Raw genomic sequence first — 18,484 nt, 5'->3', positions numbered from 1 at the left:
CAGTTCCCGCGATGAAAGGCTTCCACCGGATGAGTAATGAGGCGCGGCGTAAACAACTGGGCAAAAGCGATGCCCCGGTCGAAGACGAAATCCAGGACTCGTTTAGCCGGATCGTGGATGAGGGAGCCCAGCGGCTCAACCGCACCTGGGCGTCTGTCCTCATAACCGGGACCTTCGGTGGCCTGGAAATCAGCGCCGGGATCATGGCATACCTTGCGGTAAAGCATGAAACCGGCAGCTCGCTGTTGGCCGGCGTGGCCTTCAGCATCGGCTTCATTGCCCTACTGCTGGCCAAGAGCGAGCTCTTCACCGAGGGCTTTCTGGTGCCGATCGCCGCCGTCGTCGCCCGCGAGGCAAGCATCGGAAAGCTGGCAAAGTTGTGGGCGGGTACGCTCGTTGCCAACCTGGTCAGCGGCTGGGCCTTCATGTGGCTGGTCCTGCGTGCCTTCCCGGAATGGACCGGGACGGTCCAGGAGTCCGCGCAGCATTTTGTCGGCACGCCGATGTCCGTGCAGAACATCTGCCTGGCCGTCCTGGGCGGCAGCACCATAACCCTCATGACCCGGATGCAGCACGGCACCGATTCCGACGTCGCCAAAATAGTCGCCGCGGTGGCCGGTGGCTTTTTGCTCTCCGGACTGCCGCTGTTCCACTCGATCCTGGATTCGCTGCTGATCTTCGGCGCCCTTCACGCCGGGGCGCCCATCACGTACCTCCAGTGGCTGGGCTGGTTCGGCTACACCCTGGTCTTCAACATGGCCGGCGGGCTGCTGCTGGTGACCGCGCTGCGCCTGCTGCGCAGCAAGGACCTGATTGCGGACCGGCGCCGAAACTCACCCAAGGACCCGGATGCGCCGCGGTAGAGGGGAGGAAATGCCTTCTACGACTGAGGGGACCCAGAAGGCAGGACGAAGCGTCCGCTTTGGCTTTGCCTTTATTGGTGTCCTTTTAATCGCCGTGAACCTGCGGGTTTCCTTTGTCAGCGTCGGGCCGCTGTTGAATGACATTAGTACCGACCTGGGCCTGTCCAGTACAGTTGCGGGGCTCTTGACCGGTCTGCCGTTGATCGTCTTTGCCCTCTTCTCTCCTGTTGCGCCGGCTTTCGCGCGCTGGCTCGGGTTGGACCGCGCACTGTGGGCTTCCTTGCTGATCCTCGCCGCCGGGATTGTGCTTCGCTCGGTGCCGATTATCGGCTTCGTGTGGATCGGGACGGGGCTGGTGGGAGTGGGCATCGCGTTCCTCAATGTGCTGGTGCCCTCCCTGGTGAAGCGGGACTTCCCCGCGCGTGTCAGCCAGGTGACGGGAAGCTACACGGCCGTGCAGGCGGCCGCGGCAGCCATCGGTACAGCGCTCGTGGTGCCGATCGCACAATCCTCTCCGGGTGGTTGGCGGCTGGCCTTGGGTATCTGGGTCGGGCTCGTTCTGGTGGCGATGGGGTTCCTGCTGCCCTTCCTCCGGCGCCGCCCGGCATTGGAGCGGGCATCCGGCCAGCGCCGAGCCGCATATTTCTCGCCGTGGAAATCGGCTCTCGGCTGGCAGGTCACCGCCTTCATGGGGCTGCAGTCTGTCTCGTTTTACGTCTTCATGGCCTGGCTGCCAAGCATTGAACACAGCCAGGGACTTTCCGAAGCAGCTGCCGGAGCACATCTGTCACTTTTTCTGCTGATCAACGTCGTGACCAGCTTCGCCGCCGGGGCCGTGCTGCATAGATTTCCCGATCAACGCCTCGTCGCGCTGCTCAGCAGCATCCTCGTGTTCATCGCCTATGCGGGCATGGCCGCGGCGCCTGGCTTGATGCTGCTCTGGATCATCTTTGGTGCCCTCGGCTGCGGAAGCCTCATCGTCGTCGCCCTGTCGTTGTTCAGCCTGCGCACGGTGCATCATTCACAGGCCGCAGCCCTGTCCGGGATGGCCCAGTCTGTAGGGTACGCCGTGGGAGCGGCCGGCCCCGTCCTTTTTGGCGCACTGCACGACTGGACCGGAGGCTGGACCCTGCCCCTGACCGTTATCGCTGCAGGTATGGCAGCCCTGTGCGTCGCCGCCGTGTATTCCGGCCGCGACCGGGTCATCGGGTCCGCGACCGGGTCATCGGGTCCGCGACAGCGAGCGGATTCCCGCTGACACGCTAAAGGCCCAGCCGAGAATTCCGGCCAGCGCCACCCGCTCCGCAAGGCCGAGGACGGCCGGGAAGAATCTGATGGACAACCCCAGGGAAACGAGGCCGACGGCGCCGACGCCGGCACATACGGTGGCCGCCCGGGACGTGCGCCGCAGCGGCGGGTAGCGCCGAAGCCATTGCGTCAGCACGGCGATTCCGGCCAAGGCGCCGACAAACCCCGTCCCCGCTACGACTAGGTGCACAATACCGCCGGGCGTAGCCGTTGCTGCTTGCACTGCCACGGACGCGCCCGCGGGCTCAGTACCCGCGGCGTCAGCGCTGGGGATAGGACCGGGGATGTCCGTAAAGATATCGGTGGAGAAGAAAGCCAAGACCCCGGACGACACTCCGCCGATGCCCAAAGGGTGGCGCCGGTGGTCCTCATCCGCGACGCGGGGCCCGTTCCCAGCACGGCACGCGCCACGGCGAACGTCGTGACCGCGCGGCCCAAAAAATTCAGATTCATCACCCAGCCGTACGGTCCCACCGCCAGATTGCTCTCTGCCTCTCGGATCGCGCTGTAATGCGGCGGCAACCGCTGCAGTACTGCGTCCACCCCTATATACGTGACGACACCTGCCATCGCCGCCGCGCAATATCGTCGCCGTGCGCGGATGGCGGCAGTTTGGATCGTTGCAGCCGGGAGTGGTGACACCGGGACGCGTTGCAGGATTTTCAGGGTGGCACCTCAGATTGGAGCGGCGGGCTGGTCGCTGGTTTTCCCCCATTATCCGGCGCCCGTACGTTAGCCGCCCGCCCAGTCCCGATGCGCGCAATGATGATCGCCAGGAAATGACTTCGTCGTGCCCCTCTTGGACCGACTGCTTCCGGGCATTGGCCGTGTCCCGCGTGTACGACGCAGGACCGACCAATTCGCGGACGACCTTGATGTCGATCAGCGGTGGATATGAAGAAGGCATGGCATTAACGGTACCGGCCCGCGAGGAACGGTCTGGCCCGTGAGAGCGGAGGGACGCAGCACCGGTGTCGCGGGGCCGCCCCGTCCTCGTTCGGCAGTGCGCCCTGGCCTGCCGGACCAGGCCGGAACGTTGATGGCCAGCACGCTGTGCCATTCATCGTCGTCGTTGTCGGCGATGGTGTCGGGAGGCAATACCGGCGTTATTGACGACGGCGGCGCTGCCGCCGAGATGCCGCGCTTCTCGTTTTCGGCAGTGGCGCACCTGGAGTAGTCGTAGCGCGCCGCTGACAACGGGGCGCGCCCACGAGAACGGTGCTGCCCGGCCCCGGTGTCGTGGGGCACCCCCGTTCTCGGGTGTACGGCGGCGGATCGGAGCCGCTGGGTCGGAGGACCTTGGACAGGAAAGCCTTTGGTCTGCTCGTGCTGCGGGTCGGTGCGCACGCGACGCGGATTGCCGGATTCGACATTGACTGGACCAAACCGATGTGGAAGGAGAACTCTGATGAAGACCGCGAATGAAGATGCCCAATCGAGCTTGGAGACGAGCGGGGCCTCGTTTCCATCAACACCGGCGCGGCTCGATGCCGGAGTGGTACCCAGAGTTCTTGGCAACCGTGGCAGCCCGGGTAACGACTGGCCGCGCTCGAGTTGTCGCGACGGTCAACCAGTAACTCGTGGCAACTTATTGGGCCATCGGCCAGGATATTGTTGCCCGCCAAGGAGAATAAGGATGGGGAACAAAAGTTATCGCGCGGCTGTGAGGGGACTTACGCTCTCAGTTCCCTAGCTAGCGAGGATTCTCTCCTCGAAATTTTCATTATATGCGCACCTTTTCCGCAAGTTGGGACGCCGACACAATTGGGCAAGCGCCGCTTGCCCAATTGCCGTGGTACCACCACATCGCCCTCATGCAGAACGTAGATGATCCCGCGACACGCGACGTTGGGCAGCTGGGTCGCGGAATATGCGCTGCGTGGTCTCAGCATGCCCATTGGCGTCGCGGGGTGGAAGACTGAACTCGTCGCGTCGCTGCCGGAAGAATTTGCGTCAAGTCTGCTGAGCGTGGCGGACATCGAAGCGGAGCTGTCAGGCCTGCCGAAGGATAGGCTAAGCGAATAGCCAAATGGGGGAAGACAAAACATGACACAAACGGCGACCGCGTTCTCCGAGGCCGATTGGGAAGGCCTGGCTCTCGAGCAGCTGGCTGAGCTTGGCTGGCGGCCCAAGCACGGCGAGGACATCGCGCCCGGTACCGGTGAACGCGATTCGTGGGACGAGCTGCTGATCCGTCCGCGGCTGCTGAACGCACTGCGGAAGTTCAATCCGTCCGTCCCGGAACAGTACCTGCAGCAGGCCGCGGCGGAGATCGCCGTGCCGAAGTCGCAGGATGCGATCACCGAGAATCATCGGATGCACAGCTACCTGGTGGACGGCTTCCGCGGAATCAGCTTCATCGAATCCGACGGCAGCGAGGCCAACCCGACGCTGCGGCTGCTCAGTGCGGACGAGGACGCCAACGATTGGCTCGCCGTCAGCCAGCTGACGTTGTGCGGGGCGATTATCGTCGCCGCTTCGATCTAGTCCTGTACTGCAACGGCATGCCGGTAAGCATCGTGGAACTGAAGAAGGCCGGCAGCCAGCACGCGGACGTTGCCGGCGCGCATGCGCAGCTGCAGACGTACCTGCGCGAGTTCCCCATGGCGTTCCGGTTCTGCATCTTCACCCTCGCCTCGGATGGAATTCTGGCCAAATACGGTACGCCGTTTACGCCGCTGAACCACTTTTCGCCGTGGAACGTGGACGACGACGGCGTCCCGGTTCCGCCGGGCTTCCTCTTGGAGGGGGAAGCCGTCACCCCGATGCAGACCGCTCTGGACGCCGGTACAACCTGACCCGCTTTCTGCAGCTGCTGCGGAACTTCACCGCCTTCGACGGGGGCTCCGCCGGCCTGACCAAGCGGATCGCGAAACCGCACCAGTACTTCGCGGTCACGCGCGCCGTGGGCAGCACCGTGCAGGCGGTCCAGAGCAACGGCAAAGCCGGCGTCGTCTGGCACACCCAGGGCTCGGGCAAATCCATGGAAATGGAGCTTTACACCAACCAGGTGATCCGGCACCCCAAGCTGCTGAACCCGACCGTCGTCGTCATTACCGACCGCAACGAACTCGACGGCCAGCTCTACGAGACGTTTAAGCAGAGTCTGCTGCTGCCCGAGGCCCCCCGGCAGATCCGCCGGCGCTCCGAACTGCGCGGGGAGCTGAGCAACCGGACCACCGGCGGCATCTATTTCACCACCTTGCAGAAATTCGGCCGCAGCCAGTCCGAGAAGGACGCGGGCACGGACCATCCCCTGCTCAGCGCCCGACGGAACATCATCGTCGTTGTCGACGAAGCGCACCGCAGCCACTACGACGACCTCGACGGCTACGCACGGCACCTGCGCGATGCTCTCCCGCACGCGACGCTGATTGCGTTCACCGGCACGCCGATTTCCTTCGCCGACCGCAATACCCGTGACGTTTTTGGCGATTACATCGACATTTACGACCTCTCCAGGGCGGTCGACGACGGCGCCACGGTGCCCGTGTACTTCGAGCCGCGCTTGATTAAGGTAGGGCTGGCGGAGAACATCACCGAGGAGATCCTGGACGTCGCCGCCGATGAGGCAACGCTGGGGCTCGACGATACGGAACGTGCGCGCCTTGAGGCCAGTGTCGCCGTCGTCAATGCCGTCTATGGCGCGCCGGAACGCATCGCTGCCCTGGCAGCGGACCTGGTGGAGCACTGGGAAAACCGGCGGGCGCGGATGCACAAGTTCATCAATGCCCCCGGCAAGGCGATGATTGTGGGCGGGACGCGGGAGATCTGCGCCAAGCTTTACAGCGCGCTCGTGGGGCTGCGGCCGGACTGGCACTCGCCGGATTTGGACAAGGGGCGGATCAAGGTGGTCTATTCCGGCTCGGCGTCGGATCTGCCCCCGTGTCCGAGCATGTGCGCCGGGATTCCGCCAACGCCGCGATCAAGGAGCGGCTCAAGAACGTCGATGATGAACTGGAAATCGTGATCGTCGAGGACATGATGCTCACCGGGTACGACTCCCCTCCCCTGCACACCCTGTATCTGGACCGGCCGCTCAAGGGCGCGCTGCTGATGCAGACCCTGGCGCGGGTCAACCGGACGTTCCGCGGCAAGGAGGACGGGCTGCTGGTGGCCTATGCACCACTGGCCGAGAACCTGGCCAAGGCCTTGGGCGAATACACCGCCGGGGACCAGGCGAACAAGCCCGTGGGAAAGAACATCGATGAGGCCGTGGCCCTGACCGTGTCCCTGGTGGACACCCTTGCTGCGCTGCTGGCCGGCTACGACTGGCGGAGGGTTCTCAACGCCGGCGGCAAACGGCCCTTCCTCAACGCCGTCAGCGGCGCCACCGCCTACCTGCGCGATCCTGCCACCCCGGGAAACCAGCCGGCCGCCGGCTAAGAGACCTCGGCCGCCAAGTACCGCCGGTTCTCCAGCCAACTGTCCCGCGCCTGGGCGCTCTGTTCCGGCTCCGAGACGCTGGCCACCCTCCGCCCGGACATTCAGGTCTACGAGGAAATCCGCATTTGGATGGCTAAGTACGATGCCGCTGACAGGCAGGCCAGCGGGGAACCCGTGCCAGAGGAGATCCAGCGGCTGCTGGGCGAACTCATCGCCACGGCAACGTCGTCCGGCGAAGTACTGGACATTTACGATGCCGCCGGCATGCCCAAACCGTCGCTGGATGACCTCACGCCCGAGTTCATCGCCAAAACCCAGCGGGCGCGAAACCCGCAACTGGCCATCGAGGCGCTGCGCAAACTCCTCGCCGACGAGACCGTCGCGTCCACCAGGAACAACGTAATCCGCCAGCGTGCCTTCTCCGAGCGGATCACCGAGCTGATGAAAAAATACACCAACGCCCAGCTCACATCCGCCGAAGTCATCGCCGAGCTGGTGGCGCTGGCACGTGAAGTTGCCGCCGAGTCCCAGCGCGGCGAACATTTCACTCCCCCGCTCAATTCCGACGAACTCGCGTTTTATGATGCCGTGGCGCATAACGAATCCGCCGTTCGGGTGCAGGGCGAAGGAATTCTGGCGGACATCGCCCGCGAGCTGGTCTCCGTCATGCGCCGCGACGTCCGCACCGACTGGACCGTCCGCGACGACGTCCGCGCTAAGCTCCGCTCCTCCATCAAACGGCTGCTGGTCAAGTTCGGTTACCCGCCGGACAAACAGCCCGGCGCGATCAAGCTGGTCATGGAGCAGATGGAATCCATGGCCCCCCGCTTCGCGCAGGCGCGCGGATAGCGACGCGACCTCTTTAGAACAAGAGAGCTTACGAAAACGGCACCATCCTCAATCGACCGCTCGGTCCAGTGACCGATTGCGTCTACGCCGACTGCGAGTACGTGCTCCGCAGCTCCATCTCACAGTTAGCCTCCTCGCTCGTTGGACCATATATAGTTCCATTGTCCCCCCACGGATTCGGTCTCCTCCACGGGCAGCCTCAACGGTTGTGCCCATGCGATACTGATGAGCGCGACTTCCTCTTCTCCGGCGAGATCACTTTGCGCAAGCAAGTCGAGTATCCCCAATCCGATCTCCTGCCGATGCAAGTCATCTGATAAGGACGCATCGAGAGCCCACTGCGCCCGTGTCCACCACTGAGACCGTTGATCGGCTAACCGTCGCTGATCCAAGGTATCGGCGTCTGCGCTTCGTGCCTGCTGCCAAAGCGCGGCGTAGGAAAATGCACGCTGGCGTCGACGACGGCCGTCTTCTGCGGGTATTTCGAGCCGATTCAGCCAGGATTGCGGCCAATGATAAAACGCTCATGTTTACTGTTCCTTTTCGTTGCCCCGGCGTTGTCGGTTGTCTGCAAACGGCGCGATCAGCCCGGACGGCTCAGCAGGGTCAACTGTGCAAGAGCAGCCCAGCCGTACCTGCTCTGCAGGGCGGCTCAGCAGGGCGGTCAGGGCCAACTGCTCGCCTGCGCCACGCTCGGCCCCAGCTGGTCCCGCAGCAATTGCCAGCTGGCCCAGTCCGCTGCGGCACAGGCAGCGAGGGTTAACCGTTCACGGTACCCCGGCTCTAACGGAGCGAGCTCGGCCGCGAAGAGTGCTTCGAAGGCAACACGGATGCGGCGCAGATTCTCCTGCAGGTTCTCCTGCAGTGCCGGTGAAAAGGGACGCTGAATGTCGGCGGCGCGTACCAGCGGCGCCACCGATTCGAGCAGCACGGCGCGCTGCTGGCAGTAGCGCTCGATCCGTTCAGGCAGCTCAAGGCCGGGTTCCAAGGACCCGAAGGCTTCATCCTGCCGGTCCAGCTGCCGCCGGACCGTGCCGGCCGCAGTCCAGCGCGTCCTGCTCCGCCTCGACGATGGTGACGGGGATTCCCGCGGCTGCCAGTGCCATGGCAATACCGCCGCCCATGGTTCCGGCGCCGACGACGCCGGACCGGGCCACGCTCCTGGCGGCCCCGATGTTAAGGTTCCTGGGCTTGCGGGCCGCGCGTTCCGCCGCGAACAGGTAACGCTGGGCCGCCGACTCGGGGCTTTGGCGCCGCTCGTCAATCTTTTCCCGCTCCACCTGCGCCCCGGTCTCGAAGGACACTTCGATGCCGGCGGCCAGGGCGTCGACGGCGGCCTGAGCTGCGTAGGGATCTTTGGCCTTGTGCAACGGGCCTGCCGCCAGCTGTGCGACGGTTCCGGGTGCGCCGTGCGCTTCGGCGATCTTGTCCCGACGCTCCCGCGTCTGCGAGTGCGTACCGGCCTGCTGCGCAAACTCGGCTGCCCACTGCAGTCCTTCCTCGCCGGCAGGATCCTCAATGACGGCGTCGACGAGCCCATCGGCACGTTCGGAAACAATTTGCACCTATCTGCAAATTGTTTCCAGTTCAAGGAGGGCCGGCCGCGTCCGGCGATTCACCACGCCCGCACGCTCATCGCCGTTGCTAAACTGGGCTGAAGACGGTACCCCCGCCCACGAACCGGAAGAGGTATTCCCCTGTTACGAGTCATCAGTTACAACCTCCGCAAGAACCACGCGAGCGATGAACTCGTCGACCTGGCACAAGACTCCGAAATCGACATGCTGTGTCTGCAGGAGTGCGACGCCGCGGAACTCCCAGACACCGTGGGACACCTGCACTTGGCGGATTCAACCAAGGGCAACAGGCTCGGCTTGGCGATGTACTACCGCCAAGACCGATTCACCGCACTTGAGACAAAGGCCTTCGCGCTCAAGAAATCCATGCACGACCGCATGCTCGCGCCGGCCCACGAACGACTGATCGCTACCCGGCTGATCGACCGTGAAACCAATCGCAATCTAGCCATCGCCTCATTCCACGCCGCGCCGTTGACCGCGTCCAATTCACTGCGGCGCAAGCAGATCCACGCAGCGCACGTGGAAATGCTCAGCATGGGTGGTGAGCTCGTCACCCTTATGGTGGGGGATTTCAACTACCCCTTTTTCAGGAAAAACCTCACGGAACACATGAACAAGACCGGCTACGACCTCACGATGAGTGACAGCCGAACGTACACGCGATACAAGGTGTTCAAAGGCCACTTCGACTTCGCCACTTCCCTGGGGCTGGACATCACAAACGTGGAAACCCTGCCGCGAGGAAAATCCGACCATATGCCGATCCTGATCTCCGCCGAATACCTCTAAGCTCTTCAGCATGCGTGAACTCGTCGTTCTCGGCACCGCCTCGCAGGTCCCGACGCGAGCGCGCAACCACAACGGTTACCTGCTCCGCTGGGACGGCAAAGGCCTGCTCTTCGACCCGGGCGAGGGCACACAACGGCAGATGATCTACGCCGGCGTCTCGGTCCGAAACATCACGCGCATCTGTCTCACCCACGTCCATGGCGACCACTGCTTCGGCCTGCCCGGCGTGCTCTCGCGGATGGCCCTGGACGGCGTGGCGCACCCGGTGCACCTGCATTACCCCGCTTCCGGCGCGGACGTGGTCCGGGCGCTGATATCCGTTGCCACCCCCGGTATTGATCTGCGGTTGCACCCGCATGGGGAAGCCGGGCCGATCGCCCCGGGCTTAGCAGTCCAGCCTTTGCATCACCGGATCGAGACTTACGGCTACCGGCTCGTTGAGCCCGACGACCGAACCCTCCTGCCGGACCGGCTCGCGGCAGTCGGCATTGCCGGCCCCGACGTCGGCCGCCTGCAGAGCGAGGGAACACTCTACGGTGTCCGCCTCGAGGACGTCAGCGTGCCGCGGCCCGGCCAGCGCTTCGCCTTCGTCATGGATACAGCCCCGTGTCCGGGCGCCGAGCAGCTCGCAGATGGCACCGATCTACTTGTGGCAGAATCCACCTTCAGCGACGACGACGCCGACCTTGCCGGGCAGTACCGCCACCTCACCGCGGGCCAGGCAGGCGCCTTGGCGGCCGGCGGCGCCGTCGGTACCTTGGTCTTGACGCATTTTTCGTCCCGCTACGTCGACGTAGCCCCGCTCGCCGACCAGGCCCGCGCCCGCGCCGGCGGAGCCACCGTGACAGCTGCACAAGACCTTGACCGAATCGCCTTCCCCAAACGGCGGCCAAGCTCACCCTGCCTCATCGTGTAACACTTATTGCATGGATCTGGTCGTCTCCCCCGCGCTCACGATTCCCGCCTCGGAACTCAGCTGGAGGTTCTCGCGTTCGTCCGGGCCCGGCGGTCAGCATGTGAACACGTCGGACAGTCGCGTCGAACTCTCCTGGAACATCTCCGACTCAGCTGTGCTCTCCGATGCACAACGGCTGACGTTGGTTAGCCGTCTGGGACGCCGTCTCATCGCCGGAGTAATCACCGTGACCGCCTCCGAGCGGCGCTCTCAACTCCGCAATCGCGAGATCGCCCTGGGCAAACTCGCCGAACTCGTCAGCACGGGTCTTGCTCCCGATATGGCCCACCGCCGTCCGACTAAACCCACCCGGAGCTCGCGGCGGCGGCACCTCGCGGCAAAGCAACAGCGGTCAGCAACAAAACGGCAACGCCAACGACCGTCCGCCGAGTAGCTTCATCCCGGCGACAACTTTCAGCCCTCAGGCCTGCTGGACCGCGTCAAGGGAGTGCGGAGCACGGCGGCTTCGGCCGGTCACCCGCCAATGAGGCCACTCAAACCCGAAGTCTCTCCATTGCCTGCCCTGTAATTCCGCGTATCAGCTCGAAGTCCTTGTCCAGGTGAAGAACGGTGAGCCCGGAAAGCTCAGCGCATGAAGCTATGAGCAGATCGGGGATCGAAGGCGCACGATGTTGTCCACGGTCGGCAAGAAGTAGTTGAATAGCGAGCGCTCGATCCTCCATTAACGGCGTCAGATACTCAACTGGCATAAGCCTGAGGGGCACTCCTCGAAACGCGTTCCTGGCTTGGTCTCCAGATCGCGCCGAGAAGCCCACTTCCAAGCGGGTGACAGTGCTAATCCGCATCAAACCGCGCTCTATCCGGGCGGCCCACTCCTCAGCGTCGGGGCTAGTGCCGAGTCTAACGAGAGCAGACTTGTCTACCAGCCACGACGTCAATCCCAAGCACCGGTCATGACCGCGTCGTTACTCAAGTCAGCAAACAATTTGCCGAAGACCTCCAGCTGCGTGGCCGACACGGTGTCCCCACTAACAGCGTCCTGCGCCAGCCGTCGACGTAGATACTCGGTGCGCGAAAGGCCCATTCGCGTCGCTCTTATGTCGATGGCAGCCAGTACTGGCTCTGGGACATCCCGGATCAGAATATCGCTCATACGCACCTCCCTGGTATCCCATGATATCGTACGGAAGAGCAAATGCGGAGGGACATTTCCCCGGTAGTTCTACACCTCGGGAAGAAGTGTGCCGCCAGCGATACGCTAACCAGCAAGACGCATAGAACGGTGTTGAAATCCCGGGCCTTGCAGCCGCGGATCTCTTTCTGGCCCTGCTGGGCGCCGTTCCTAAACTCCTGCACCCAGCGGTTCTGCAAATCTCAGCGGAAGAATTCCAACAGCGTCGGCGCCACCGTCTCCGGCGCCACCGCATGCTCCTGCCCTTCGATGACGTCCTGCCTCCCGTTCTGGACCGCCATCGCCACTGCCGACGCAGAAGCCTGAGCCCATGCAGCGCTCGCACCGCCGTACAACGCCAAAGTCGGTGCGGAAATGCGGCCCAGCCGCTGCACAGGAACAATATTGTCCCCGGTGAGCGTCAGATCGTAGGGCAGGGTCCGCGCCAGAGCCACCAGCGACGGCCACCAAGGCGATTGCTTCATTCCCGCGTCGAAGTCGGCGCCCGTGTGCCGGATGAATTCCTCCACCGCCAGATCCGGATGTCCCTCGTCCACCAGCGCCTGCACCTTGTCAACAAAAACCTGCCAGAGCACGTCTCCTCCCGGGGTCGTGAGATAGGGCGGCTCATACGCGGCCAGCCTGCTGATCCCCACCCCGGCGGCGGCCGCCTCAAGAGCCAAGATGCCGCCGGACGAATGGCCGTACACCACCGCAGACCCGCCAACGGCTGCCACCAGTGCGCTGAAATCCTCGACCTCACGCTCGACGGCGTACGGCGGCGTATCCGTACTCTCGCCGCGGCCGCGGCGGTCGTAAGTGACGACAGTGAAATCTTCCACGAGCAGCGGCACCAGGCCCCCGGGCGACTGACGGGTGTTTAGCGCCCCGCCGACCAGAATGAGCGGGGGCCCGCTCCCGGCTGTCTCGTAGGCAATAGTTGTCCCGTCAGTGGATTGGACCTTTTCGACCATGAAGTTCTCCAATGTGATTGGCGCGGCCTGGCACTGCGACCTGGCCAATCCACTTCTACCCGCAAGCGGCCGGATCTTCAAGGGGGTCCGCAGGGGAGTCCCGCACGTTGGGGCGCAGCTGCCGATCACCGAGATCGACGGGCACCGCTATGCCGCGGGTCCCGCAGAGGCTTCCCCGCCCGGAATGAGTTTGCTTGTGCCGAGCGGGGGGAGATGGCTACATTATTGGTCCGTAAGAAAAGCGTCGGGTCACTTCGTCTGGTTCGGATGACGGGTGTGCACCTGCTCCAGCACCACCGTTCGGCCCGAAACGTAATACCAGATTCCAGCCCCACCGGACAGTTCGTATTGCCACCGCTCCCGAACGCCGCCGTTGTGCGTGAACGTCGCGAGCTTCCCCTTGAGCGGGTGCATGGTCGGCGTGACCTCGTTCGGATCGCGCGAGAGAGGGTCCCACGCTGCCGTCAACACATTACGCTGCACGGCCAGAAGGTCACCCCAACCGCGCTCGGCTTCGCGGGTTCCAAATTGAATCGCGTACTCCGTCGATTCGACGGACCGCTCGACGCGTTTTCCCTTCGGCATGAGTTAAGGACGAGAGATCGGGACCGGCTGGTCAAACCACGTCAGTTCGCGCGAGTGGAGCCCTTCGGCGATCGCTGTGGCCGTGGAGCGCCACATGGCCATCTCCGTTATTGCAAGGTGGGCTCTACCGGTAGAGAATGATGCGCGGGCCGACCGAAGTAGATCGCGTGCACAAACTTCCCGATCCTGAGCGTCGAGGGCCAGCATCCAATCGAATCGGTCAGCGAACCGGTCGCCGAGCGAGCGGCCGGCATCGTCGACGGTAATGGCGATGATCTGAGCTGCAAGCTCGAGGAGTCGGTCGCGCGCATCATTTTCCTTGACCGACATGAGCACAAGGGCATCACCGCCGCGCCGAGTCACCTCGATCGGCGACTCTTCAGCAGCGCTGAACAGCGGCGCAGGCTGCCGGGAGAGTTCTGACGACTGGAAGACGCGGCGGGGAAGGATGGTGGACATACCGACATTTTACTTCAGATTATGTTCTGAGTTCCAGCCCCTAATGTTCTGCTGCACGAGGGTTATTGCTCCCCCACCGCGCCCCATCAACGGCACAGCGCACTTAGAAGTCCCAGTCGTCGTCCTCCGTGTTCACAGCCTTGCCGATCACGTATGAAGACCCGGACCCCGAGAAGAAGTCGTGGTTCTCATCCGCATTCGGGGACAGCGCGGAGAGAATCGCCGGGTTCACGTCCGTGACAGCGGCCGGGAACATAGCCTCATACCCCAGGTTCATGAGTGCTTTGTTGGCGTTGTAATGCAGGAACTTCTTGACGTCCTCAGCCAGGCCCACCGCGTCGTACAGGTCGTGCGTGTAATGGACTTCGTTTTCGTACAGCTCGTACATCAGCTCGAACGTGTAATCCTTGAGCTCCTGGCGTTTGGCCTCGGAGACCTTCTCCAGCCCGCGCTGGAATTTGTAGCCGATGTAGTAGCCGTGCACGGCCTCGTCGCGGATGATCAGCCGGATCATGTCCGCGGTGTTGGTCAGCTTGGCCCGGGATGACCAGTACATCGGCAGGTAGAAGCCGGAGTAGAAGAGGAAGGATTCCAGCAGGGTGCTGGCCACCTTGCGCTTGAGCGGGTCATCTCCTGCGTAGTAGTCCATCACGATCCTGGCCTTCTTCTGAAGGTACTCATTTTCGGTGGACCAGCGGAAGGCGTCGTCAATCTCTTTGGTGGAGCAGAGTGTAGAGAAGATGGACGAGTAGCTCTTGGCGTGCACGGATTCCATGAACGCGATGTTCGTGTAGACGGCTTCCTCGTGCGGGGTCAGCGCATCGGGAATCAGGCTGACGGCGCCCACGGTTCCCTGGATGGTGTCCAGCAGCGTCAGGCCGGTGAAGACGCGCATGGTCAACTGCTGCTCGTCCGGGGTCAGCGTGGCCCAGGACTGGATGTCGTTGGACAGCGGCACCTTCTCCGGCAGCCAGAAGTTGTTGGTCAGGCGGTTCCAGACTTCAACGTCTTTGTCGTCCTGAATCCGGTTCCAGTTGATCGCCTCAACATGGCTGAGCAGCTTTACTTTTTCGGTCATGACTCCGACTCACTTTCTGAAGAGAGACTAGGTTTGGCTGAGTCTTCGACGCAGAACCTGCAGTCGGCTTTCTCGACGCCTTTGTTAGTGTGATGTCTGGTGTGGGCGCTACGTTGGCTCGAAGGCTTCGGCTGCCCCTTTTGGGCCGCTGACTGTTTCGCCCGGGTTTCTGCAGAAGGAACCTTTCCATAGTTGGGGTTCTTGGCACCCCTCCTGGCCTCGGAAAGCACCTTGCGAGACTCTTCGGACATCACATGCCCGTACCCGGGGTGGTCTGGACCAAATTTCCCAAAGTTCGGGTTGTGCGGACCGGAATTCGTTCCTTTGCGGTCGCCTGCCCACTTCCTGCGCTGCTCCAGACTATGTTTGCCGCCATAAAACGGGTTCTCTGCGCCTGGACGGCTAAGTCCCTTACGACCGGTGTTCCTGATCCGGGCAGCTTCACGCTGCACTTCCGTCCAGACGACACCGGTGGGACCAAGGCCTCCCTCGGAGAGGTTCAGCAGGCGATCCCCTTCTCTCCGCAGATAACTGATCCAGTCAATTTCTGCCTGACCGAGTTCCAATAGGCCTTCGATCCAATCCAATTCATCTGCGATGACTTGGGAAAGATCCTGCTTCCGGAGCCAGTCATAGAACGGTGTTTTGCGGCCCTCGGCTGCAACACGGAGATGCTGGTGGAACCGACGGCTGACCGTCTTGGTCGTGATCCCGACGTAACGGTACTCGACCTCCCGCCGAAGCCGGATGCCGTAAACCAAACCATCTGTCGCCGTCGTCGTTCCATTCATATCAACCGATAAAGGTTGTCATAGCATACATGAAACACAATTTTCCACCTCAGTCCCCTCCAGTGCCAGCTGGCGCAGACGGATGTAGTAGATCGTCTTGATGCCCTTGCGCCAGGCGTAGATCTGCGCCTTATTAATGTCGCGGGTGGTGGCGGTGTCCTTGAAGAACAGCGTCAGCGACAGGCCCTGGTCCACGTGCTGCGTGGCGACGGCATAGGTGTCAATGATCTTCTCGTAGCCGAGTTCGTACGCGTCCTGGTAGTACTCCAGATTGTCGTTGGTCAGGTAAGGCGCCGGGTAGTAGACGCGGCCGATCTTGCCTTCCTTGCGGATCTCGATCTTGGAGGCCACCGGGTGGATGGAGGAGGTGGAGTTATTGATGTAGCTGATGGAACCGGTGGGCGGAACGGCCTGCAGGTTCTGGTTGAAGATGCCGTGCTCCATCACGGAGGCCTTCAGCTCCACCCAGTCATCCTGGGTGGGGATGTGGGTACCCTCGAAGAGTTCGGCCACGCGGGCCGTCTTCGGAACCCATTCCTCGTTGACGTACTTGTCGAAGAACTCGCCGGAGGCGTACTTGGACTTCTCGAAGCCGCCAAAGGGGCTGCCGGTCTCGATGGCCAGCAGGTTGGAGGCGCGGATGGCGTGGTACACCACGGTGTAGAAGTAGATGTTGGTGAAGTCCAGGCCTTCTGCGGAGCCGTAGTGCACGCGCTCCCGGGCCAGGTAGCCGTGCAGGTTCATCTGGCCCAGGCCGATGGCGTGGGACTGCTCGTTGCCCTTGGCGATGGACGGCACGGAGGTGATGTTGGACATTACGGACACGGCGGACAGGGCCCGAATGGAGGTTTCGATGGTGCTGCCGAAGTCCGGGGAGTCCATGGTTTTGGCGATGTTCAGCGAGCCGAGGTTGCAGGAGATGTCCTTGCCGGTCTCGGCGTAGGAGAGGTCATCGTTGTAGACCGTGGGAGCGGAGACCTGCAGGATCTCGGAGCAGAGGTTGCTCATGATGATCTTGCCGTCGATCGGGTTGGCCCGGTTTACCGTGTCCTCGAACATGATGTACGGGTAGCCGGATTCGAACTGGATCTCCGCGAGGGTCTGGAAGAACTCGCGGGCCTTGATCTTGGTCTTCTTAATCCGGGCGTCATCGACCATTTCGTAGTACTTCTCGGTGACGTTAATATCGGAGAAGGGCATGCCGTAGACGTTTTCGACGTCGTACGGGGAAAACAGGTACATGTCCTCGTCGCGCTTGGCCAGCTCGAAGGTGATATCCGGGACCACCACACCCAGGGAGAGCGTCTTGATCCGGATCTTCTCATCGGCGTTCTCGCGCTTGGTGTCCAGGAAGCGGTTAATGTCCGGGTGGTGGGCGTGCAGGTAGACCGCGCCGGCACCCTGCCGGGCACCGAGCTGGTTGGCGTAGGAGAAGCTGTCCTCGAGGAGCTTCATCACGGGGATAACGCCGGAGGACTGGTTCTCGATCTGCTTGATCGGTGCGCCCACCTCGCGGATGTTGGTCAGCGCGAAGGCCACGCCGCCGCCGCGCTTGGACAGCTGCAGGGCGGAGTTGATGGACCTGCCGATCGACTCCATGTTGTCTTCGATGCGCAGCAGGAAGCAGGAGACCAGTTCGCCGCGCTGGGCCTTGCCGGCGTTGAGGAACGTGGGGGTGGCGGGCTGGAACCGGCCTTCGATGATCTCGTCCATCAGCTTGGTGGCCAGCTCTTCGTCCCCGCGGGCCAGGTGCAGGGCAACCATGCAGACCCGGTCCTCGTAGCGCTCCAGGAACCGCTTGCCGTCGAAGGTTTTGAGCGTATAGGAGGTGTAGAACTTGAAGGCGCCGAGAAACGTCTCGAAGCGGAACTTCTTTTTGTAGGCGCGCTGATACAGCTCGCGGATGAAGTTCATCGTGTACTGGTCAAGCGTCTCGCGCTCGTAGTACTCGTTCTTGACCAGGTAATCCAGCTTCTCCTCCAGGTCGTGGAAGAACACGGTGTTGTTGTTCACGTGCTGCAGGAAGTACTGGTGGGCCGCCTCGCGGTCCGCGTCAAACTGGATCTCGCCGTTGGGACCGTACAGGTTCAGCATGGCGTTGAGCTCGTGATAGCCGAGCCCCTTATAGGCGGCCGGCATGCCCGCGTCCTTGGTGGCCGTGTCCTTGGTTCCCGTGTGGGTGCCGGTTACGGCCGGTGCTGCAACAGTCGTGTCCAAAACGTATCCAATCCTTGATTAACCCGGTCAACGTCCACGGACGTCCCCATGAGCTCGAAGCGGTAAAGAAGCGGAACCCTGCATTTGGCGGCGATGACATCGCCGGCAAGGCAGTAGGTTTCGCCGAAGTTTGTGTTCCCGGCGCCGATCACGCCGCGAATGAGTGCCCGGTTCTGCCCGACATTCAAAAACTTAATGACCTGCTTGGGCACCGCCCCGTGACCTGTTTCACCGCCGTAAGTGGGCAAAATCAGCACAAAGGGCTTCAGCGCAAGCAACGTCTCTTCGGAAGTGTAGAGCGGGAGCCGGGCCGAATCCACGCCGAGCTTCCGGACAAACCTGTGCGTGTTGTCCGAGACGGACGAAAAGTAGATGACGTTGCTGGCGGTGCTGCCCGCGCCGGCTGAGGCGGACGACGGCGGCGCCGTCAGTTCCGCCGTCGTCGAACGCTTTGTCTGTGCTAGTGCCAGAGCCTGCATTGCGCCGCCTCGTGCTCCATTGTTCCCCGGTCGTTGGTC

General features: G+C 62.8%; 21 protein-coding genes and 1 pseudogene. 10 read left to right on the top strand and 12 right to left on the bottom strand.

Features of this window, described 5'->3' with window-relative positions; all coding sequences use genetic code 11:
- Nucleotides 1-29: 29 nt before the first annotated feature.
- Together QMG52_RS04835 and QMG52_RS04830 are read left to right on the top strand one after the other, a co-directional pair.
- Complete coding sequence (locus QMG52_RS04835) at nucleotides 30-863, top strand: formate/nitrite transporter family protein (RefSeq protein ID WP_283559295.1); 834 nt, start codon at nucleotides 30-32, stop codon at nucleotides 861-863.
- A 10-nt stretch (nucleotides 864-873) separates the two neighbouring features.
- Nucleotides 874-2,121, top strand: a complete 1,248-nt coding sequence (locus QMG52_RS04830; protein WP_283559294.1) for an MFS transporter — start codon at nucleotides 874-876, stop codon at nucleotides 2,119-2,121.
- On the opposite strand, the gene QMG52_RS04825 is transcribed toward QMG52_RS04830, so the two are convergent.
- Entirely contained in the window at nucleotides 2,086-2,520 is a 435-nt protein-coding gene (locus QMG52_RS04825; protein ID WP_283559293.1) for a DUF998 domain-containing protein, read from the bottom strand. The two genes, QMG52_RS04830 and QMG52_RS04825, sit on opposite strands and share 36 nt — an antisense overlap.
- Nucleotides 2,521-3,117: 597 nt before the next feature.
- On the opposite strand from QMG52_RS04825, the gene QMG52_RS04820 reads away from it, so the two are divergent.
- The 5 genes and pseudogenes from QMG52_RS04820 to QMG52_RS04805 all read left to right on the top strand — a co-directional run bounded on the left by QMG52_RS04820 (nucleotide 3,118) and on the right by QMG52_RS04805 (nucleotide 7,406).
- Nucleotides 3,118-3,348: a hypothetical protein gene (locus tag QMG52_RS04820; protein WP_283559292.1), complete on the top strand. Its 231-nt coding sequence runs from the start codon at nucleotides 3,118-3,120 to the stop codon at nucleotides 3,346-3,348.
- A 122-nt stretch (nucleotides 3,349-3,470) separates the two neighbouring features.
- On the top strand, nucleotides 3,471-3,596 hold the full coding sequence (locus QMG52_RS04815; protein ID WP_283559291.1) for a hypothetical protein: 126 nt from the start codon (nucleotides 3,471-3,473) through the stop codon (nucleotides 3,594-3,596).
- A 302-nt stretch (nucleotides 3,597-3,898) separates the two neighbouring features.
- Nucleotides 3,899-4,093 carry a hypothetical protein gene (locus QMG52_RS22130; RefSeq protein ID WP_502920447.1) on the top strand — a complete coding sequence of 65 codons (195 nt, stop codon included), beginning with the start codon at nucleotides 3,899-3,901 and terminating at the stop codon, nucleotides 4,091-4,093.
- Nucleotides 3,999-4,196, top strand: coding sequence for a hypothetical protein (locus tag QMG52_RS04810; protein ID WP_283559290.1), 198 nt, complete (start codon nucleotides 3,999-4,001; stop codon nucleotides 4,194-4,196). Before QMG52_RS22130 ends, QMG52_RS04810 begins: the two co-directional genes overlap by 95 nt.
- A 21-nt stretch (nucleotides 4,197-4,217) precedes the next feature.
- A pseudogene (locus tag QMG52_RS04805) lies at nucleotides 4,218-7,406 on the top strand (type I restriction endonuclease subunit R).
- A gap of 664 nt (nucleotides 7,407-8,070) precedes the next feature.
- Here QMG52_RS04805 and QMG52_RS04800 read toward each other — a convergent pair.
- Nucleotides 8,071-8,394, bottom strand: coding sequence for a hypothetical protein (locus QMG52_RS04800; RefSeq protein WP_283559289.1), 324 nt, complete (start codon nucleotides 8,392-8,394; stop codon nucleotides 8,071-8,073).
- Between the two features lie 13 nt (nucleotides 8,395-8,407).
- On the bottom strand, nucleotides 8,408-8,971 hold the full coding sequence (locus tag QMG52_RS04795) for a 3-hydroxyacyl-CoA dehydrogenase NAD-binding domain-containing protein (protein WP_283559288.1): 564 nt from the start codon (nucleotides 8,969-8,971) through the stop codon (nucleotides 8,408-8,410).
- A gap of 132 nt (nucleotides 8,972-9,103) precedes the next feature.
- Here QMG52_RS04795 and QMG52_RS04790 point away from each other — a divergent pair, with 132 nt between their 5' ends.
- From QMG52_RS04790 to arfB, 3 genes are read left to right on the top strand one after another with little or no spacing between them, the layout of a single operon-like run.
- Nucleotides 9,104-9,775, top strand: coding sequence for an endonuclease/exonuclease/phosphatase family protein (locus QMG52_RS04790; protein ID WP_349361656.1), 672 nt, complete (start codon nucleotides 9,104-9,106; stop codon nucleotides 9,773-9,775).
- A 10-nt stretch (nucleotides 9,776-9,785) separates the two neighbouring features.
- The gene (locus tag QMG52_RS04785) at nucleotides 9,786-10,691 is read left to right on the top strand and encodes a ribonuclease Z (protein WP_283559287.1); all 906 of its coding nucleotides are present in this window, start codon (nucleotides 9,786-9,788) and stop codon (nucleotides 10,689-10,691) included.
- 10 nt (nucleotides 10,692-10,701) lie between these two features.
- Complete coding sequence (gene arfB / locus QMG52_RS04780; RefSeq protein ID WP_283559286.1) at nucleotides 10,702-11,124, top strand: alternative ribosome rescue aminoacyl-tRNA hydrolase ArfB; 423 nt, start codon at nucleotides 10,702-10,704, stop codon at nucleotides 11,122-11,124.
- Between the two features lie 100 nt (nucleotides 11,125-11,224).
- Here the strand turns inward: arfB and QMG52_RS04775 are convergent, their stop codons facing one another.
- The 9 genes from QMG52_RS04775 to nrdI all read right to left on the bottom strand — a co-directional run bounded on the left by QMG52_RS04775 (nucleotide 11,225) and on the right by nrdI (nucleotide 18,445).
- Nucleotides 11,225-11,629 (bottom strand): PIN domain nuclease, encoded by a 405-nt coding sequence (locus tag QMG52_RS04775; RefSeq protein ID WP_283559385.1) that lies wholly within the window; start codon nucleotides 11,627-11,629, stop codon nucleotides 11,225-11,227.
- Entirely contained in the window at nucleotides 11,626-11,844 is a 219-nt protein-coding gene (gene vapB / locus QMG52_RS04770) for a type II toxin-antitoxin system VapB family antitoxin (protein ID WP_283559285.1), read from the bottom strand. The genes QMG52_RS04775 and vapB overlap by 4 nt, the downstream gene beginning before the upstream one ends.
- Before the next feature lie 221 nt (nucleotides 11,845-12,065).
- Nucleotides 12,066-12,836 carry an alpha/beta fold hydrolase gene (locus QMG52_RS04765; RefSeq protein WP_283559284.1) on the bottom strand — a complete coding sequence of 257 codons (771 nt, stop codon included), beginning with the start codon at nucleotides 12,834-12,836 and terminating at the stop codon, nucleotides 12,066-12,068.
- A 249-nt stretch (nucleotides 12,837-13,085) separates the two neighbouring features.
- Nucleotides 13,086-13,421: a hypothetical protein gene (locus QMG52_RS04760; RefSeq protein ID WP_283559283.1), complete on the bottom strand. Its 336-nt coding sequence runs from the start codon at nucleotides 13,419-13,421 to the stop codon at nucleotides 13,086-13,088.
- Between the two features lie 3 nt (nucleotides 13,422-13,424).
- Entirely contained in the window at nucleotides 13,425-13,880 is a 456-nt protein-coding gene (locus QMG52_RS04755) for a type II toxin-antitoxin system prevent-host-death family antitoxin (RefSeq protein WP_283559282.1), read from the bottom strand.
- 103 nt (nucleotides 13,881-13,983) lie between these two features.
- The gene (gene nrdF / locus QMG52_RS04750) at nucleotides 13,984-14,958 is read right to left on the bottom strand and encodes a class 1b ribonucleoside-diphosphate reductase subunit beta (protein ID WP_283559281.1); all 975 of its coding nucleotides are present in this window, start codon (nucleotides 14,956-14,958) and stop codon (nucleotides 13,984-13,986) included.
- The gene (locus QMG52_RS04745) at nucleotides 14,955-15,749 is read right to left on the bottom strand and encodes an NUMOD3 domain-containing DNA-binding protein (protein ID WP_283559280.1); all 795 of its coding nucleotides are present in this window, start codon (nucleotides 15,747-15,749) and stop codon (nucleotides 14,955-14,957) included. Before QMG52_RS04745 ends, nrdF begins: the two co-directional genes overlap by 4 nt.
- A gap of 18 nt (nucleotides 15,750-15,767) precedes the next feature.
- Nucleotides 15,768-17,888: a class 1b ribonucleoside-diphosphate reductase subunit alpha gene (nrdE, locus tag QMG52_RS04740; protein ID WP_283559384.1), complete on the bottom strand. Its 2,121-nt coding sequence runs from the start codon at nucleotides 17,886-17,888 to the stop codon at nucleotides 15,768-15,770.
- A 47-nt stretch (nucleotides 17,889-17,935) separates the two neighbouring features.
- Nucleotides 17,936-18,445, bottom strand: a complete 510-nt coding sequence (gene nrdI / locus QMG52_RS04735) for a class Ib ribonucleoside-diphosphate reductase assembly flavoprotein NrdI (RefSeq protein ID WP_283559279.1) — start codon at nucleotides 18,443-18,445, stop codon at nucleotides 17,936-17,938.
- Nucleotides 18,446-18,484 lie beyond the last annotated feature (39 nt).

Origin of the sequence: Paenarthrobacter sp. PH39-S1 (assembly GCF_030063245.1) — a bacterium.
Taxonomy (GTDB): Bacteria; Actinomycetota; Actinomycetes; order Actinomycetales; family Micrococcaceae; genus Arthrobacter_M.
Note: the sequence above shows the minus strand (reverse complement) of the source record. Positions and strands in the feature narration are given on the sequence as shown.

What these genes read in the sequence shown, in the direction of transcription:
- QMG52_RS04835 (WP_283559295.1), top strand. Translation starts at nt 30, where the DNA reads ATGAGTAATGAGGCGCGGCGTAAACAACTGGGCAAAAGCGATGCCCCG.
- QMG52_RS04830 (WP_283559294.1), top strand. Translation starts at nt 874, where the DNA reads ATGCCTTCTACGACTGAGGGGACCCAGAAGGCAGGACGAAGCGTCCGC.
- QMG52_RS22130 (WP_502920447.1), top strand. Translation starts at nt 3,899, where the DNA reads ATGCGCACCTTTTCCGCAAGTTGGGACGCCGACACAATTGGGCAAGCG.
- QMG52_RS04810 (WP_283559290.1), top strand. Translation starts at nt 3,999, where the DNA reads ATGATCCCGCGACACGCGACGTTGGGCAGCTGGGTCGCGGAATATGCG.
- QMG52_RS04785 (WP_283559287.1), top strand. Translation starts at nt 9,786, where the DNA reads ATGCGTGAACTCGTCGTTCTCGGCACCGCCTCGCAGGTCCCGACGCGA.
- arfB (WP_283559286.1), top strand. Translation starts at nt 10,702, where the DNA reads ATGGATCTGGTCGTCTCCCCCGCGCTCACGATTCCCGCCTCGGAACTC.
- vapB (WP_283559285.1), bottom strand. Translation starts at nt 11,844, where the DNA reads ATGAGCGATATTCTGATCCGGGATGTCCCAGAGCCAGTACTGGCTGCC.
- QMG52_RS04765 (WP_283559284.1), bottom strand. Translation starts at nt 12,836, where the DNA reads ATGGTCGAAAAGGTCCAATCCACTGACGGGACAACTATTGCCTACGAG.
- QMG52_RS04760 (WP_283559283.1), bottom strand. Translation starts at nt 13,421, where the DNA reads ATGCCGAAGGGAAAACGCGTCGAGCGGTCCGTCGAATCGACGGAGTAC.
- QMG52_RS04755 (WP_283559282.1), bottom strand. Translation starts at nt 13,880, where the DNA reads ATGTCCACCATCCTTCCCCGCCGCGTCTTCCAGTCGTCAGAACTCTCC.
- nrdF (WP_283559281.1), bottom strand. Translation starts at nt 14,958, where the DNA reads ATGACCGAAAAAGTAAAGCTGCTCAGCCATGTTGAGGCGATCAACTGG.
- QMG52_RS04745 (WP_283559280.1), bottom strand. Translation starts at nt 15,749, where the DNA reads ATGAATGGAACGACGACGGCGACAGATGGTTTGGTTTACGGCATCCGG.
- nrdE (WP_283559384.1), bottom strand. Translation starts at nt 17,888, where the DNA reads ATGCCGGCCGCCTATAAGGGGCTCGGCTATCACGAGCTCAACGCCATG.
- nrdI (WP_283559279.1), bottom strand. Translation starts at nt 18,445, where the DNA reads ATGCAGGCTCTGGCACTAGCACAGACAAAGCGTTCGACGACGGCGGAA.